This is a genomic window from uncultured Granulicatella sp. (genome assembly GCF_963515615.1).
Classification (GTDB): domain Bacteria; phylum Bacillota; class Bacilli; order Lactobacillales; family Aerococcaceae; genus Granulicatella.
In genome coordinates, this window is record NZ_CAUPZT010000033.1 from 1 (window position 1) to 17,566 (window position 17,566).

General features: G+C 34.6%; 14 protein-coding genes. 2 read left to right on the forward strand and 12 right to left on the reverse strand.

The genetic code is table 11. The features are described from left to right. From RYL55_RS06175 to RYL55_RS06220, 10 genes are all read right to left on the reverse strand, one after another. On the reverse strand, positions 1-539 hold a 539-nt coding region (locus tag RYL55_RS06175; protein ID WP_020991225.1), incomplete at its 3' end, for a DUF402 domain-containing protein. 108 nt (positions 540-647) lie between these two features. Beyond that, a complete protein-coding gene (mutY, locus tag RYL55_RS06180; RefSeq protein ID WP_315008097.1) occupies positions 648-1,820 on the reverse strand; it encodes an A/G-specific adenine glycosylase in 1,173 nt (390 codons plus the stop codon). Beyond that, complete coding sequence (recX, locus tag RYL55_RS06185; protein WP_315008098.1) at positions 1,811-2,629, reverse strand: recombination regulator RecX; 819 nt, start codon at positions 2,627-2,629, stop codon at positions 1,811-1,813. Before recX ends, mutY begins: the two co-directional genes overlap by 10 nt. 105 nt (positions 2,630-2,734) lie before the next feature. After that, positions 2,735-3,742, reverse strand: a complete 1,008-nt coding sequence (galE, locus tag RYL55_RS06190; RefSeq protein WP_315008099.1) for a UDP-glucose 4-epimerase GalE — start codon at positions 3,740-3,742, stop codon at positions 2,735-2,737. A gap of 20 nt (positions 3,743-3,762) precedes the next feature. Further along, positions 3,763-4,533 carry a type I methionyl aminopeptidase gene (gene map / locus RYL55_RS06195; protein WP_315008100.1) on the reverse strand — a complete coding sequence of 257 codons (771 nt, stop codon included), beginning with the start codon at positions 4,531-4,533 and terminating at the stop codon, positions 3,763-3,765. A 190-nt stretch (positions 4,534-4,723) separates the two neighbouring features. Next, positions 4,724-6,187, reverse strand: a complete 1,464-nt coding sequence (locus RYL55_RS06200) for an NCS2 family permease (protein ID WP_315008101.1) — start codon at positions 6,185-6,187, stop codon at positions 4,724-4,726. 269 nt (positions 6,188-6,456) lie between these two features. Next, the gene (locus RYL55_RS06205; protein WP_315008102.1) at positions 6,457-7,302 is read right to left on the reverse strand and encodes a MetQ/NlpA family ABC transporter substrate-binding protein; all 846 of its coding nucleotides are present in this window, start codon (positions 7,300-7,302) and stop codon (positions 6,457-6,459) included. A gap of 461 nt (positions 7,303-7,763) precedes the next feature. Then, positions 7,764-10,421 carry a cation-translocating P-type ATPase gene (locus RYL55_RS06210; RefSeq protein WP_315008103.1) on the reverse strand — a complete coding sequence of 886 codons (2,658 nt, stop codon included), beginning with the start codon at positions 10,419-10,421 and terminating at the stop codon, positions 7,764-7,766. Positions 10,422-10,640: 219 nt separating this feature from the next. Further along, positions 10,641-12,425: a DNA helicase RecQ gene (gene recQ / locus RYL55_RS06215; RefSeq protein ID WP_315008104.1), complete on the reverse strand. Its 1,785-nt coding sequence runs from the start codon at positions 12,423-12,425 to the stop codon at positions 10,641-10,643. Beyond that, positions 12,426-13,703: a PLP-dependent aminotransferase family protein gene (locus tag RYL55_RS06220; protein WP_315008105.1), complete on the reverse strand. Its 1,278-nt coding sequence runs from the start codon at positions 13,701-13,703 to the stop codon at positions 12,426-12,428. A gap of 106 nt (positions 13,704-13,809) precedes the next feature. Here RYL55_RS06220 and RYL55_RS06225 point away from each other — a divergent pair, with 106 nt between their 5' ends. Then, positions 13,810-14,652 carry a pyridoxamine kinase gene (locus RYL55_RS06225; RefSeq protein ID WP_315008106.1) on the forward strand — a complete coding sequence of 281 codons (843 nt, stop codon included), beginning with the start codon at positions 13,810-13,812 and terminating at the stop codon, positions 14,650-14,652. Between the two features lie 17 nt (positions 14,653-14,669). Further along, positions 14,670-15,209 (forward strand): ECF transporter S component, encoded by a 540-nt coding sequence (locus RYL55_RS06230; protein WP_227931719.1) that lies wholly within the window; start codon positions 14,670-14,672, stop codon positions 15,207-15,209. 32 nt (positions 15,210-15,241) lie between these two features. Here the strand turns inward: RYL55_RS06230 and RYL55_RS06235 are convergent, their stop codons facing one another. Both RYL55_RS06235 and RYL55_RS06240 read right to left on the reverse strand, forming a co-directional pair. After that, a complete protein-coding gene (locus RYL55_RS06235) occupies positions 15,242-16,312 on the reverse strand; it encodes a competence protein CoiA family protein (RefSeq protein ID WP_315008107.1) in 1,071 nt (356 codons plus the stop codon). A gap of 136 nt (positions 16,313-16,448) precedes the next feature. Next, positions 16,449-17,327, reverse strand: a complete 879-nt coding sequence (locus RYL55_RS06240) for a DegV family protein (RefSeq protein WP_315008108.1) — start codon at positions 17,325-17,327, stop codon at positions 16,449-16,451. Positions 17,328-17,566 lie beyond the last annotated feature (239 nt).

Consider the following 17,566-nt stretch of genomic DNA (forward strand, 5'->3'; position numbering starts at 1 on the left):
TATTGTTTACGATAGGTTAGTTGACAATAACGTTCATACCATAAGTCAACATACTCTGGTGAAAATGGACCTTTTTTATTATTAATCCAATCGACTAGAATCTCTACATTCGCCTTCAAAATTTGATCAATCTCTTTTGAATAATGCATTTGTCGGCGGTGTTGTTCATATTCGTCGACATCTAATAGTCTTTTTTCACCATCTGGGAATATTTTAATGTCTAAATCATAATCAATGTATTTTAACGCTTCTTTGTCTAACACATAGGGAGAAGCAAGATTACAATAGTAGGATATTCCTTTTTGACGAATCATGGTTACTACATTAAACCAGTAATGCTTATGATAGTACAGCAAAGCTGGTTCTCTTGTTAGCCAACGTCTTCCGTCTGCTTCGGTCACTAATGTATGGTCATTGCAAGCAATAATCGCTTGATCACTTGTTTTTAAAACCATACTATCTCTCCACGTACGATGAAGACTGCCATCATGTTTATAACTCTTGACAGTGATGAATTCTCCTTCTCTTGGATTTTGCATCACGAGTCCAACCTTCTATATCGATTTTAGAAAAGCTCCCTTTTCTTTACATACATATTCGATTGTAGTATAGCATATTTCAGCGCTCGTGTGAATATCTACTAAATATTATTCTTCTTGTGTTCTAACATGTTCCCATAATTTCATTTGAACTTTCGAGAAGGGGATTTTATGAAATTCTTCGGTTTCTATCCATCTTAATTCTCTTCCGTTTATTTCTTCAACTATTTGATCTGAATCAATTTTATATTTCATTAATTCAATTTCCCATTTTTGGTGACTAAAAATATGTTTCACTTGACCTTTAATTTTCTCTATTTTTTTTACCTTCATTTGGTAGATTGATTCAAACTGTTTTTCCATCGGGATATTTTTATTTGGATATTCTTCTACTTCCTCTGCTATTTCTTCTAACAGACTCAATTGTTTTCCTGTCGGGGTATAATCTCTAATTAATGGGAAATGCCAAAATCCACTTAATAAATCTGCGTAAGTATTTTTTTCTAGTAAATATTGTCCTTTTTCATTTTGTATAACAAATGCTTGCCACTTCATTGGTACTGGCTTTTTCTTTGGAATTTTCACCGGATATAAATGCATTGTTCCATTTAAATACGCAGCACTAAATTCTTTTACCGGACTATCTTCTGGATGTGGTGTTACTGGAGATTCAATATCTGACCCTAAATCCATCAATGCTTGATTAAAGTCGCCAGGCCGCTCTTTTGAAATAATTTTTTCTGCAACTGCTTGAAATACTTTTCTATTGGATGGATTACCTATATCTAACCCTATTTCAAATAAACGACTAATTACTCTCATTAAATTTCCATCCACTGCTGGTTCAGGTAAATTAAAGGCAATACTAGCAATCGCTCCTGCTGTATATGGTCCAATTCCTTTTAATGTTTGAATTTCTTCCATTGTACTTGGAAACTCACCGCCATATTCCTCCATAATTTGTTGAGCTGCTTTTTGCATATTTCTAACTCTTGAATAGTATCCTAATCCTTCCCATACCTTTAATAAGGACTCTTCCGGCGCATTTGCTAAAGATTCAATTGTTGGGAATGTTTCTAGGAAACGATGGTAGTATGGAATCACTGTATCGACTCTTGTTTGTTGCAGCATGATTTCGCTCACCCATATATGATAAGGATTATTCGAATGTCTCCACGGTAAATCTCTCTTTTCTTTGTCGTACCATGCTAATAGTTTTTCCTGAAATGAAGCAATTTTTTCTTCTGACCACATTTTTATTCCGTATTGTTCTAAATCCATTCTTCACTCTCCCATTTTAACTTTTCAATCGCTTCATCAATTGCTGAACTGCTAAACCCTTTTTGATATAACTTTCCTTTTAATTGATACCATAGTTGTGAATCATCCGCAGCATATTTAGAAAGTAATGTTTTCAAAATTCGCTCGCCTTGTTTCATCACTAGTTCTTCTTCATTCTCTTCTTGCTTTTCAAATGTTAATTCTGAAATCACAGATTGTACGATATCTAAATCATAGCCCTTTTGCATTAGAAAGCCATACACTTTTTGTTTCACCGTTTTAACTGGCACATTCCCTTGTCGGTCGACATATTTTTGCGCAATTTCTATTGCTTGATCTAATTGTGTTGCTTCATCAAACTCCGCTAACGCTTTTTGAATAATAGAGTCATTCACACCTTTTTTCTTTAATTCAAACGCTACAGCTTTAGGTCCCTTTTTCTGCAATGCAAAATTTTCTCGCACATAACTCTCTGCGTAAAATTGATCATTGACGAACCCATGATCCATCAATTGTTGCAAAACTTGATTAATTACTTCGTCAGACACTTCTAGCTTTTCTAGTTTTTCATAGACTTCTTTAGCGGTTCTTAATTTGAAGTTTAAAAAATGCAATGCTTTTTGATAGGCATTTTGATACTGTGTTTCTTGTTCAATTTCACGGATAGTATCTTGCGTTAATTCGGTTCCTTTTGTTAACGAAAACTTTAATAATATCGCTTCATCTACTCCAAAGGCAAATTCATCATTTATGTAAATATTAAAACGATTTTGTTTTTTCTTTTGTACTTCAATTTTAGTAATTTGCATGATACTCCTCCGTTCTTTTTTATTATTGTAACAAAAAAACATTACTTATCCAAAAAATCCTGTTCGCATTTATAATAGCAAACAGGATTTTCATTTACATTATATTTAATATCCTTGAGGATTATTTTTTTGCCAATTCCAAGAATCACGAACCATATCGTTTAAGTCTTTTTCAGCGACCCAACCTAAAACTTCTTTTGCTCGACTTGCATCTGCGTAACAAGTAGCAATATCTCCAGCACGACGTGGGCAAATCTTATACGGAATCTCTACATTATTTTCTTTCATAAATGCATGAACTAAGTCTAATACGCTGTAGCCAATTCCAGTTCCTAAGTTATACACTTTTGCTCCAGGATTTCCGATATTATCTTTCACTGCAAGAACATGTCCTCTTGCTAAATCCACAACGTGAATATAGTCTCGAACCCCTGTTCCATCATGTGTATCATAGTCATCCCCAAATACGCTTAGCTGTGGTAATTTGCCAACTGCTACTTGTGTAATATATGGCATTAAGTTATTTGGAACTCCATTTGGATTTTCCCCAATTAAGCCACTTTCATGAGCGCCAATTGGATTAAAATAACGTAAGTTCGTTACAGACCATTCTTTATCAGCAAAAGCTACATCATTTAAAATTTGTTCTAACATCACTTTTGTATATCCATAAGGATTTGTTGCACTTGTTGGCATTCCTTCTTTAAACGGCACCGTATTATTCATTCCATAAACCGTTGCGCTTGAACTGAAAACAATATTTTTCACGCCAAAGTTTCGCATGACATCTAATAAGACTAATGTACCTGTAATATTATTATGATAATATTCTAATGGTTTTACTACAGATTCTCCTACTGCTTTGAATCCTGCAAACTGAATGACACAGTCAATTTTCTCTTTTGAAAATACTTCTGTTAAAAAGTCATGATCTAAAATAGAGCCTTCATAAAATGGAAATTCTTTTCCAGTAATCGTTGTTAATCGTTTTAATACTTCTGGTGAACTATTAGAAAAATCATCTAATATAACAACTTCATACCCCGCTTTATCTAATTCTACTACTGTATGAGAACCGATATAACCTGCTCCCCCTGCAACTAAAATAGCCATCGCTATTCCTCCTTATACTTTTATAATACGTCTTTTATATGATCTGGTTGTAATGTTAAAATACGTGGACCATCTTTTGTAATGGCTAATGTATGTTCAAATTGGCAACTTAATCCACCATCTAATGTGTGAGCTGTCCAACCATTACTTTCCATTTCTGATTTCCATGTTCCAGTATTCACCATTGGTTCAATTGTAATAACCATACCTTCTTTTAAACGAAGACCTTTTCCAGGTTCACCATAGTGAGGAACCGCTGGACTTTCATGAATCGTTGGTCCAATTCCGTGTCCAATAAATTCTCGAACAACTGAGAACCCTTCTTTTTCAACATAAGTTTGAATCGCATGACCAATATCTCCAATACGATTACCTACTTGTGCTTGTTGGATTCCTAAATAAAGTGCTTTTTTCGTTACTTCATATAAACGATCTAATTCCGGAGTAGTTTCACCAACAATATAACTCCAACAAGAATCAGACAAAGCTCCTTTTAAGTCTACGCAGAAATCCACTTTTACTAGATCACCTGATTTCAATGCTTTACGACGAGGGAATCCATGACAAATTTCATCATTAATACTTGTACATGTGGCATATTTATATCCCTCATATCCAATTTGAGGAGCCGAACCACCAGCTTCTTCAATTTTCTTTTGAACAAATTCATTAATTTCCCAAGTTGTTACTCCCGGTTTAATAAAGTCTCGCAATGCTACGTGGATAGAAGCTAATAAAGCACCCGACTCATTCATCGCTTCAATTTCACGATTTGATTTTAATGTAATCATACTTCAATTCCTTTCTTTTGTATTCTAGAACATTATAGCATAGCTTTTTAGAAAATGTTTGAATTAAAATAAATTCCAACCATTTCTTTTCATTTTCTTAATCTTTTTAAAAAATGTTTATAAAGCAAAACGAAGTTACAAAATCGTAACTTCGTTTTGCCTCTTTGGGAGAAAAGATATAAGGGAAAAGCTAAATAATGGCTAAAATAATGAAGTTCAAAATGAACAATCCTGTTGCTACCCATAAAATTGGGTGAATTTCTTTAGATTTTCCAGTTAATGTTTTAATGAAGCAGTAGAAGATGAACCCTGCTGCAATTCCGTATGAAATGCTGTAGCAAAGAGCCATAAAGATTCCTGCAAAGAATGCTGGTACTGCTTCGTCTAAATGATCCCATTGTACATCTGCAAAAGATGATAACATCATAACCCCTACAATAATTAACGCTGGAGCTGTTGCTGCTGCAGGAACGATTCCTACAAATGGTGCTAATAATGCTGAAGCGGCTAATAATACTGCTGTAGTTACAGCTGTTAACCCAGTACGACCACCTGCTCCGATACCTGCTGAACTTTCTACATAAGTTGTTGTATTACTTGTTCCAAAGACTGCCCCAATTGAAGTTCCAATCGCATCTGCAAATAAAGCTTTATCCATTTTAGAAGAGAAACCTGAACCTTCTTCTAACATTCTTTCATCTTCTGCTGAGAAAATTCCTGTCTTACGACCTGTTCCAATAAATGTTCCTAATGTATCAAATGTATCTGATAAACTAAATGCGAAAATTGTCATTAATACTAATGGTAATTTTGCAGGATTTGAGAATAATTTACCCATTCCATCAGGACCAAACGCTGCAAATAATGTCACTTGTAAATCTGAGAATGCTGAAGCTAATGAATTTTGAGACCAATTCACTGTTGATAAATCAACCACACCCATTGAAATTGCTAATAAAGTTGTAACAATAATTCCAATTAAGATTGCACCACGAACATTTTTAATCACTAACAATACTGTAATAAACAATCCAATTAATGCTAATAATGCATCACTTTGAGTGAAGTTCACTAATGAAGGAACTACTCCACCGTTAGAGGTAACTGCAAAAATTCCACCTTTAAAAGCTTCTGTAGTTGCTTGAAACGGTTGATTATTAATCGTTGTAATTGTTTTAGCATCTGTTAAGAAACTTAATAAGTTTGCATTTTTCAATCCGATATATGCAACGAATACCCCAATTCCTCCACCAATTGCATGTTGCATACTAACTGGAATTGCTTGGATAATCATTTTACGAATTTTTGTTACTGTAATGAAAATATTTAATAATCCACAAATAAATACCATTGCTAATGCTTCTTGCCAAGAAAAACCTAAACCAAATACTACTGTAAATGTAAAGAATGCATTTAATCCCATCCCTGGTGCTAATGCATAAGGTACATTTGCAAATAGACCCATTACTAATGTACTTACAACTGAAGCAATAATAGTAGATAGGAATACTGCCTGGAATGGCATACCTGTTTGACTTAAAATACTAGGGTTTACAAAGATAATATAAGACATTGCGAAAAATGTCGTAAGCCCCGCTAAAAGTTCCGTCCCAAAAGTTGTGTTATTTTCTTTTAATTTAAAGAAATTTTCCATAAAGTTTCTAGCTCCTTTACTATTTTTTAAAGAATGAGGTAAGTATACATCATTATTTTCAGAAAATCAATAATAAATACGTATATTTTTAACGATTCATAAAAATAATGTACGTGTTTACTCTAATTTTTTATGTATAGTTCTCAAATACATTCTTCAAAAGTAAAATAAAACGAACAACTGACACCTTTAACGGTGAAAGTTGTTCGTTTGGAGAGAGATGACTATTTTAAATCGAACCTTTGGGAATTTCCCAATAGTTCAAAGGACTATTTTTCTGCGTTCCACACTGGGAAGTATTGTCCTGGTCCAATTTCATTCATTTTTTTCGCTACATCATCTGCTTGGAATAATGCAACAATTTTTTTGTATGTTGGATTATCAGCATCTTTTGCATTTGCAGCAATGATATTGAAACGATCTTTTGGAATTGTATTTAAGTGATCAGCATCTGTAAAGATATAATCTTCCACTTTTAATCCTGCATCTTTTGCCATTGAGCCATTAATTGAAGCTGCATCTACATCTTGTAATAAACGAGGTGCTTGTGCTGATTCTGCTTCAATAATTTCTAAGTTACGTGGATTGCTTGTAATATCAGCTAGAGAGGCTTTTGTGCCTACTCCATCTTTTAATGTAATTAATCCTTCTGTTTCTAACGCTACTAAAGCACGACCTTGGATGGCTACTTCTTTTGGTACTAATACTTTTGCATTTTCAGGTAAATCTTTTAATGATTTATATTTTGTTGAGAAATAATATAATGGCACGATAAATGTTGTTCCGATTTCTTTAATATCTGAACCTTTATCTTTGTTCCATTGTGCTAAATAAGCACGGTGTTGGAAGGCATTTAATTGAACAGAACCTTCTTCCAATGCTGTATTCGGTAATACGTAGTCGTTCATTTCTACAACTTCTAAGTCAATGTTTTCTTTTTTCGCTTTTTCAGCAACGAAATCCCAGATTTCATGAGCTGCACTACCTACAACGGCAACTTTTACATGTTCGGCTGGTTTAGTTTCTTTTGTTGTCTCTTGTTTACTTGTTTGATTTCCACAAGCTGCTAATGTCACTGCAGCAACTGCTGTTAAAAATAAATTTCTTAATTTCATTTCATTTCCTCACTTTTATATTTCTAAATGTCACGTGATACAAATGGTACTATACCTAATTATCACAGTTGGGTCAACGAAATTTGACCAATTTCACCATTGTTTCTTTTTACTAGTTGTTAAAGCTAAAAACTATATTTCTATCATATCAACATTTACAGGCTATAAAAGTGAGAGATTTTACAAAAAAATAGACTTTCCATAGCTGTAGTGAGACTCGCTTTGGCGAGGCTTCTTGCATCCTAGCTATTTTAGAAAATCTTATACTATCATCATCCTAAACGTAAATCTCTCTCATGGCACAAACAAAATAGACTTTCCATAGTTGCTAAAGTGATAGAACCGGCAACAGCCGATTCTGTCACAGGAAATTTTGAGACCCAAGGCTCAAAATTTAGCAATGAGACTCGCTCTCGCGAGGCTGCTTGCGTCCTAAGCAACTATAGATAAGTCTAATTTCTTTAATCTTGATCCAAGCCCATTCCTCTCATAATTGCTTTTGCAATTTCAACGAACGGAACAATTGAGAATGCTGCTGCTAACACAATGAACCATTGTTCTAAAGTCAACACTGTTACACTAAACACAGTCGTTAAACCAGGAACAACTAGAACTGATAATAACATTAAAGCAGACACAACAATCGCAATATTGAACATTTTATTTTTAAATGCCCCAACCGTTGCTAATGATTTATAAACAGATTTCACGTTGAATGCGTGGAATAACTGAATTAACCCTAAACTTGCAAATGCCATTGTTTCACCAGTTGGAACTCCCCAACCTGCTACATGAGTTGCATACCAATAGACAAATAAAGTAACTCCACCTTCAAAGAAACCTTGATAATAAATACTTGGTAATACCCCATTTGACAAGAAATTAGAACTCTTTCCACGAGGTGGATGTTTCATAATATCTGCTTCCGCATCTTCCATTCCCAAAGTAATCGCTGGGAATACGTCTGTTACTAAGTTAATCCATAAAATATGAATTGGTTCAAGAATTGACCAACCAGCCATTGTGGCAATAAATAAAGTCATTACTTCCCCGAAGTTTGCAGATAATAAATATTGAACTGCTTTTTGAATATTCGAGAATACTTTACGTCCTTCTTCTATTGCAACAACGATTGTTTCAAAGTTATCATCTGCAAGAACCATATCACTAGCACCTTTAGACACTTCAGTACCAGTAATCCCCATACCTACACCGATATCTGCTTGTTTTAGAGATGGAGCATCATTGACACCATCACCTGTCATTGAAACAACTTTTCCATCCGCTTGCCATGCTTTTACAATACGAACTTTATGTTCTGGAGATACACGAGCATATACTGAGTAATCTTCAATCGTACGAGCTAATTCTTCATCAGAAATTTCATTTAATTCTGCACCTGTTAAGACACCATCTTCTTGGTCAGGACGTAAAATTCCTAAACGTTTTGCAATCGCTTGAGCTGTATCACGGTGGTCACCTGTAATCATCACTGTACGAATGCCTGCTTCTTTTGCAACTTGAATCGCTAAAGCTGCTTCTTTTCTCTCAGGGTCAATCATTCCGACTAATCCTGCAAATACAAAGTCGAACTCAACAGATTCTGAATCCAATGTTTCTGGAACTTGGTCAATGTATTTATAAGCAATCGCTAATACACGTAAAGCTTGAGTCGCCATTTCTTTATTTAAGCGAGCTAATATATCACGGTCTTCTTGAGTCATTGGGCGAACTTGTCCATGTTCTTCAATATGTGTTACTTTTTCAAGTAACATATCTGGAGCTCCTTTTGTCGCTACTAAATAGTTTCCATCTTCTAATTGATGAATCGTTGACATTAATTTACGAGTTGAATCAAATGGTACTTCTGCTACACGTGGATGTTTTTCTAAGTCAACACGTACGTCATAACCTTTATCCAATCCAAATTGAACCATTGCTGTTTCAGTTGGATCCCCAATTAATTTTTCTTCCGTAATTTTAGTATCATTAGCTAAATTCATCATACGAAGTGCAGAAATTGATTCATTCATTTCTTCGTGTGCATCATGAATTTCATTATTAAACACCATTTTTTCAACGGTCATTTGGTTTAATGTTAACGTACCTGTTTTATCTGAACAGATAACTTCTACACCACCTAATGTTTCAACGGCTGGCAATTTACGAACTAGTGCATGACGACTTGCCATTTTTTGAGTTCCTAATGCTAAAATAATCGTTGAAATCGCTGGTAAACCTTCTGGAATCGCCGCAACTGCAATCGCAATGGCTGTTAATAACATATGAGTCCATTCGTATCCACGAATTAAACCAATTCCAAAAATAATAACAGCAATGACTAAAATCATAATTGTTAACCATTTACCTAGAGCATCTTGGTTTTCTTGTAATGGAGTTTTACTTTCTTCAGTATTTGCTAACATATGGGCAATTTTACCAACTTCAGTATCCATACCTGTTGCAGTAACAACCCCTAATGCACGTCCATAAGTTACATTTGTACTTGCAAATGCCATATTTGAACGGTCACCAATACCAACATCTTCCCCTTCAGGAATGATTAAATCTTTTTCTACTGGAACTGATTCCCCTGTTAAGGCAGCTTCTTCGATTTTAATCGTATTAACTTCTAATAATCGCATATCGGCAGGAACAACATCTCCTGCTTCTAAAATCACGATATCTCCAACTACAATTTCTTCACCTTTTACATGAAGATGTTCACCATCACGTAAGACTGTCGCAACTGGAGAAGCCATTTTTTGTAATGCTTCAATTGCTTCTTCTGCTTTTGATTCTTGGATGACCCCTACAATCGCATTTAAGATAACAACGGCTAAAATTACAATAGCATCCGTTGGATCTGGAGCTCCTTCATGGGCAAAAAATGAGATAACTGCTGCTGCAAGTAAGACAATAATCATGAAGTCTTTAAACTGATTAATAAACTTTTGTAGTACAGTTGTCTTTTCTCCTGCTTGTAAAGCATTCGGACCGTATTTTTCTAAACGTTCTTTTACTTGAGCAGAAGTTAACCCTTCTTTAGTAGATTGTACACTTGAAAGAACTTGTTCTTCCGTTTGTGTGTATGCGGCTTGTTTTGTCAAAGTCGACACTCCTTTATATTTTTTATCCCCATAAAAAAAGACTTATACTACTTCAAGGACTTGAAAATAGCATAAGTCTCACTAATTAAGATAATACCAGCGAAACAGGTTCACTTGTTGTTGATATTACCACAACTTTCGTTGCCAGTTACTCCCTTATGGAGATGTTGAATTTATAAAATACTATATCAGAGGGAGCTTAAAAAATCAAATAATTTAACAATCAATCTACTGCTTATACTCACGAATAACCTTCATAAAGGCTTCCCCATAAGTCTCTAGTTTTTTCTCCCCAACTCCACTAATTTGTAAGAATTCTCTATCCGTTGTTGGTAAATGACGACAAAATTCTTTCAGAGTTTTATCTGAGAAAACTAAGAATGGTGGAACATTTTGGGCGAACGCTAAATCCATACGAATCGAACATAATCGGTCATACAAGACTTCATCAAATGGCGCATTATCTTGTACTTTATGTTGTTGAATGGCATCTGGTTTTTGCAGTATTTGCGCTACAATTGGTTTCACTTCGATTTTCTCACGACTTTTCAATGCTTTCTTTCCTAAATCACTCACTTGTAAAATCGGATATTGTAATCCTTCTGTTTCGATATAGCGATCTGCAATTAAAGAAGAGATAAATTCTTTTAAAGCTTTATCAGAATAATCTTTCATGATGCCGTAAGTAGATAATTGGTCAAAGTGTAGAGCCTTCATTTCAGCTCGTTTACTTCCTCGTAACACTTCAGATACTTTACTCATTCCATATCTTTCTTTCATACGAATAATACAGGACAAAATCATTTGCGCTTGTGGCGTTACGTCGCTTAACTCCACTTTATTTAAACAGTTCGTACAATGCCCACAATCTTCTGGAATATCTTTTTGTCCAAAATAATCTAGCATAAACCCTCTTAAACAACGTACCGTTCTACAATAATCAATCATCTCATTGAGTTTTGCCATGCCGACTTTATCTTGATTTTGTTTTACTAAAAATTTATTAATAATAATATCTTTTGCCCCATATAATAAAATACATTCCGCAGGCTCCCCATCTCGTCCTGCACGTCCTGCTTCTTGATAATAACTTTCGATATCTTTAGGCATATTGTAATGAATGACTTTTCGCACATTGGACTTATCAATCCCCATTCCAAATGCATTCGTTGCTACAATGACATCAATACGGTCAAATATAAAATCTTCTTGTACTTTACTCCTAGTTTCAGGACTTAATCCTGCATGATACCAATCCGCAGCAATCCCCTTCTTTTGTAATTTCTCACAGACTTTTTCGACTTCTTTTCGAGTATTACAAAATACAATCGTCGGTTCCTTTTCCTTGATTAACTCTAGTAGACGGTTCATTTTATCCCTTGGTTCTTCCATTCCAAAATATAAATTTGCACGGTCAAAACTCGTTACAACTTCAAATGGATGTTGTAATTTTAATTGTTGCTTAATGTCCAGACGAACTCTTGGAGTCGCAGTTGCGGTAAAAGCTGCCACAATGGGACGACTAGGAAGTTGTGCAACAAATGTATCGATATTTTGATAACTCGGTCTAAAATCTTGCCCCCACTGAGAAATACAGTGCGCTTCATCCACTGCAACCATACTAATCTGAATTCCTTGCATCATCTCTAGAAATCCTTCTTGTTCAAAACGCTCTGGAGCAACATATAATAACTTCACTTCACCTCGTTGTAATTGCTCAATTGCTTGATAATACTCGAGTGAAGTCATCGCACTATTTAACAAAATCGCTTGAATTCCCATTTCTTTTAACGAAGTCACTTGGTCATACATTAAAGAAATTAATGGAGATACCACAATTGTGATTCCATCTAACATTAACGCTGGAACTTGGAAACAAATCGACTTTCCTGCAGATGTTGGCATAATCGCTAGAACATCTCTTTTAGATAAAATCGTTTCAATAATTTCTGATTGAGCAGGTCTGAAGCTATCATATCCATAATAATGTTTTAATATCTCTTCCTTATTCATCTACTTCCCCCTCTCTTCTAATAAGTGTATTAGATCTTGCATCTCTTCCATCGATAAAGCATAGACATCTAATGAAAAAATTTCTGGTGTTATTTCTTCAATATAAGCATCTTCTAATGTGTCAATTGTTATTTCTAAATCTAGCTTTTCTTTTAAAAGTGATAATTGACTTCTTTCTAACAATAATTGTGTTCCATGTAAAGTTGTTTTTTCTATCGTTGATAATTCTAATAATTGTCTAAATTGTTGAGACTTCTCATGATAATGTGCCACCATTTTTTGTCGATGTTTTTCAAACAAGCCATTTTGGATAAATAGCGCTAATGTTTTTTGCATGAGTAAATTCGAGTCAAAATCCAATAATTGCTTTCTTTTCTCAAATCCCTTTATAAAGGCATTTGGCAGCACGACAATTCCCATTTTAAAAGCAGAAAATAAAATCGATGAAAAAGATTTTACATAGATAACTCTTTCATTTGTATCAAAATAATGTAATGGCGTTGCGGTTCCTCGTTCGTAATCCGCCATATAATCATCTTCAATAATATAAACTTGATATTTTTCTGCTAATTCCACCATTTTCCTTTTCACACTATCCGGATAACTCATTCCAAGTGGATTATGGAATCTAGAAATCGTATAAAAATAACGAATAGTACCACTTTGAAAAATTTGTTCTAACTTTTCTAATGAAATCGTGTCTTGTGTTTGTTCTCGTTCAATCATTTGATACGGAATTTCTAATTCCTTCACTAATTGATTCATACGACTATATGTCGGTTGTTCTAACAACAGTCCACCTGTACTAATCAGTTGCAGTAAAATATATAAGGCTTGTTGTGTCCCCGTTGTAATGGATAATTGACCTTCCTTTGCATACACTCCATAACTTTCTAATAAAGGTACCATTGCTTCAATTAATTCTCGGTCTCCTCTAACGGATTCCCTCTGATTACTTACACCTTCATAACTTGCCATAACCGATTCATTCAAACATTTTCTAAAATCTTCAATCGGAAATTGCAACGGATTTGGCAACCCAATTTTTGTCGTATTTCGAACGGGTACTCGATTTTTCAATACATAATACCCACTCTTTTCAACTGGATAAATTAAACTTTCTTCCTTTAAGAGATGTAATGCTTTTAAAATCGTATCTTTATTACACTCATACCGTTGAATCATTTCACGAATGGAAGGAAGTCGATCTCCTTTTTTATAAATGCCATCTTCAATTTGTTGACGAATTTGAAGACTCACTTCTTGATATTTAAACATGACACACCTCACTATCTGTACCGGTACAATTCTTCTCGGAAAATATTGTACCTTATCCCATCCTGAATTACAATGAGTTCAACTTCTAAAAATAGGAGGTGCTTTCATGGTACAAAAAAGAATCATTTTGGCCAATGATTTATCCGGAATTGGAAAAGTAGCGCTGACCCCAGCCATACCGATTATGGCTTGTTGCCAGATTGAGACGATACTTTTACCAACCATTTTACTATCCTCTCATACAGGAGGATTTGGGCAAATTGCTATCCAAGAACTACTAGACTTTACTAAGCAAAGTTTAGAGCAATGGAAAGCATTACATTTAAAAACAGATGCACTATTTATCGGATATTGCAGACAAATGGAACAATTGAAAGTCTTATTAGACTATTATACGAGTCAAAATCCAGATGCTCTACTTATCGTCGACCCAATTATGGGCGACCACGGAAAGTTATATAGCGGCTTTACAGAAGAATATATCCAACAAATGAGAAGCGTTTGCTCCAAAGCGGATGTTATTCTTCCAAATCTGACTGAAGCTGCGTTATTAACTCAAACAGAGTATTTAAAAGGAATTCACCCAATAGAAACCTATCAAGCTCTTGCTAGGAAGTTAGCAAATTTAGGGGCTAAAAAAGTTATCTTAACTGGTATTCAAACAGAAGTAGGTTCCATCGGATTATTGAGTTATGATGCTACTACTGAACAATTTGCGACAGCCTTTACTCCTCATTATCCGCATCATTTTTTTGGAACTGGAGATATTGTTTCAGCTATTCTAAGTGCTTGTATTTTACAAGGGTTGTCTTTAGAAAAAGCTTTAACACTTGCCACAACCTTTCTTGATGCCACTCTACAAGAAACGATTGCTCAAGAAAAAGATTTACAATATGGAGTTGCTTTCGAACCACAATTGCATCTTCTCACACAATTATTTCATTCATAGAAAGTAGGAATTATAGTATGAAACATTATTCATTACGTGAAATGACACAAATCGCATTATTTGCCGCTTTAATTTTCTTAGGAGTTCAGTTATTTAGAATTCCATTAGGACACCAATTCGTCCACTTTGGAAATGCCCTAGTCGTTGTTGGGTGCTTAGTATTCGGTAGTAAAAAAGGAGCCATTGCTGCTACTTTAGGATTAGGAATTTTCGACATTTTAAATGGATATGCTGCTGAAGTTTGGATTACGATTTTAGAATCTCTTATTGTTTGCTGGGGAATTCACCTTGTTTATGAAAAAACACTTCATCAAAACGATAAAGCTGTAAACATTATCGGAATTGGTATTTTAGCTGCTGTCATTAAAATCATTTTAAACTTAGTAAAATATACTTTCCTTCGTGGAATGATTATTGGCGGACTAGCGTTTACTCCTGCATTCGTTGCAGCCTTCACTAAAATTTTAGGAACATTTGGTTCAGCTGCTTTCACAGTTATTACTGTTCCAATTTTATATCCAATTTTCAAAAAAATTTATCAACAATTTAAAGCCTAATCCATACTAGCAAGAGATTTCTTTTTCTCTTGCTAGTTTTTTATTTTCTTCCACCTACCGTCTGGTAATACCGTCAGTCTCTTTGTTTCCTGCATTATTTTTTTTAGAAAAAATTCTATCTCACATTTACAGACTTTTTCTTGCTCATAACACGAAGAAAAACGTATTTTCTTTTGGATGGCTAATTTTTTCAAATACGCATAGCACTGTTCTATCGTAAAAATCTGGTTTGTTTTCAGCCTATCAATTCCCATCCATAAATATCCTTGCCAAATGATGTTATAAGTTTTCATACTCCAAGAATATTTTGGATAAATATTGCACACCTCTAGTTGTTCAAACGTCCACCTATGATAATATAGTGCTTCTAGAAATTGTCGATTTTCTTTTTGAGGACTTAAAACAATTGCTTGCCACTCTTCTTTCTTCCAAGAATACTCTGTACTAGGCAATTGGAAAATTTGTAAACATTGTGACTCTTCAAAAATCTGAAATATTTTCTTCCAATCAATCTTATCTAAGTCACACCGACTTTCCTGAAAAAGATACTTTCTTTTTTGAAGGTGTAATGTTAGATGATGATGGATGATCCATTGTTTTTCCGTATAGAAGCACAAATAATTCCCTAATTGTGGATGATATCGAATACAATACAAACTCATTTCACATAAATTTTTTTGTAAAAACTTCTTTCCAAGAATCCACGAGACACTTCTCCCCAAACTTTCTAATGCCTTCGTTCGAGAAGTCATTTCTTTTATTGGAATGACACTACACTGATATTCCAACACCCATTCTTTACCGCCTACTTTAATGGTAAGATCCGGAATTTGTCCAACCATTGCTTCATACCGTTCTAATTCTGCCCTATATCCTTGTTGAACAATACTCTCTTGTAATTCTTCTTTTCCTTTTTGATGCGCCTCTGTTTCCCCATCATGCCTCGCTTGTGTTATATGCCTAAAAAAATACTCCCCATTTTTCTTTTGGCAAATTTGCACAGATTCTCCACACGACGGGCAAGCATAATATTCTGACATATCTAAGTCAATCCCTTTATACGCATATACTAATTCTCCATTTGAATCTCGAGCAACCTTCATTCAAACCACCTCAACTATATATACGAAAAAATTTTCAAAAAATATTTTTTATTTGAAAAATTTCTCAAATGAATACTAGTGCAAATAAAAAAAGATGAAAATAGAATTTACCATTCTATTTCCACCTTACAAGCATTTAAATCATTTCTAAATTTTTCTCTACTACAATATCCCATGAACATCCTAAAGCACCTTCTCCTAAATGTGTGCCAATAACTGGACCAAAGTATGCTAGAGACGTTCTTAATTTTGGATATTTCTCTTGAATTTGAGAACGCCACGCTTCTCCTGCCTCTGGAGCATTCGCATGAATAATGACTAATTCATAACCGTCGCCATCTGTTGTTTGAGTATCTTCTTCAAAGATTTGCTCAATACGTTTCATCGCTTTATGTTGTGTACGAATTTTTTCCATTGCTACAATTTTTTTATCTTCAAACGTTAAAATCGGCTTAATTTTCAACATAGAACCAACTAAGGCAGCCCCAGCTGATAAACGTCCCCCTCTTTGAAGATTATTCAAATCATCTACAATGAAGTAAGCTGTTGTACGATCTACTAATTGCTGAACACAAGCAACAATTTCTTTAGCTGTATATGTTTCATCTTTTGCCATCATTGCAGCAAGACGAACCGCACGAGCTTGAGGTGCACAACTAATTCCTGAATCGATTGGATAAATCAATACTTCATCTTGTAATTCTTCAGCAACTGTCACAACTGTTTGATAAGTTCCGCTAATCCCACTGGATAAAAGAATTGGAATAATAGCATCATAATGATGGGATAATTCACGGAATAATTCAATCGTTTCACCAACTGCTGGTTGTGAACTAGTTGGAAATACCTCTGAGTTTTTTACTTTTTCATAGAAATCGGCAGTTGTCAAATCTTGTTCTTCACGATAACTTTCTTGTCCAAAAATAACTGACAGTGGCAATACATGAATATTCCACTCACGGCGTTCTTCTGGTGTCAAATACGCAGTACTATCCGTTACGATCGCAATTTTCATTTACTCGACTCCTTTTCTTAAAATTAGCAACCACGTTGCTTTCTGTAGTATACCAAAAATACATATTTGGGGCAAACGTTGGAAATTGGAGGAGAAAACAAAAAGACCCCGAAGGGTCTTTTCATTGAGTTTAAGGATTAAATAATTGTCCTGAGAATCCGTCTGTATTTTTAAGAAGTGCTTTGAAGACTTTTGATTTAAGCTCTACAGTTTTAGCTGTTCCTCCACCTGCTAGGTCA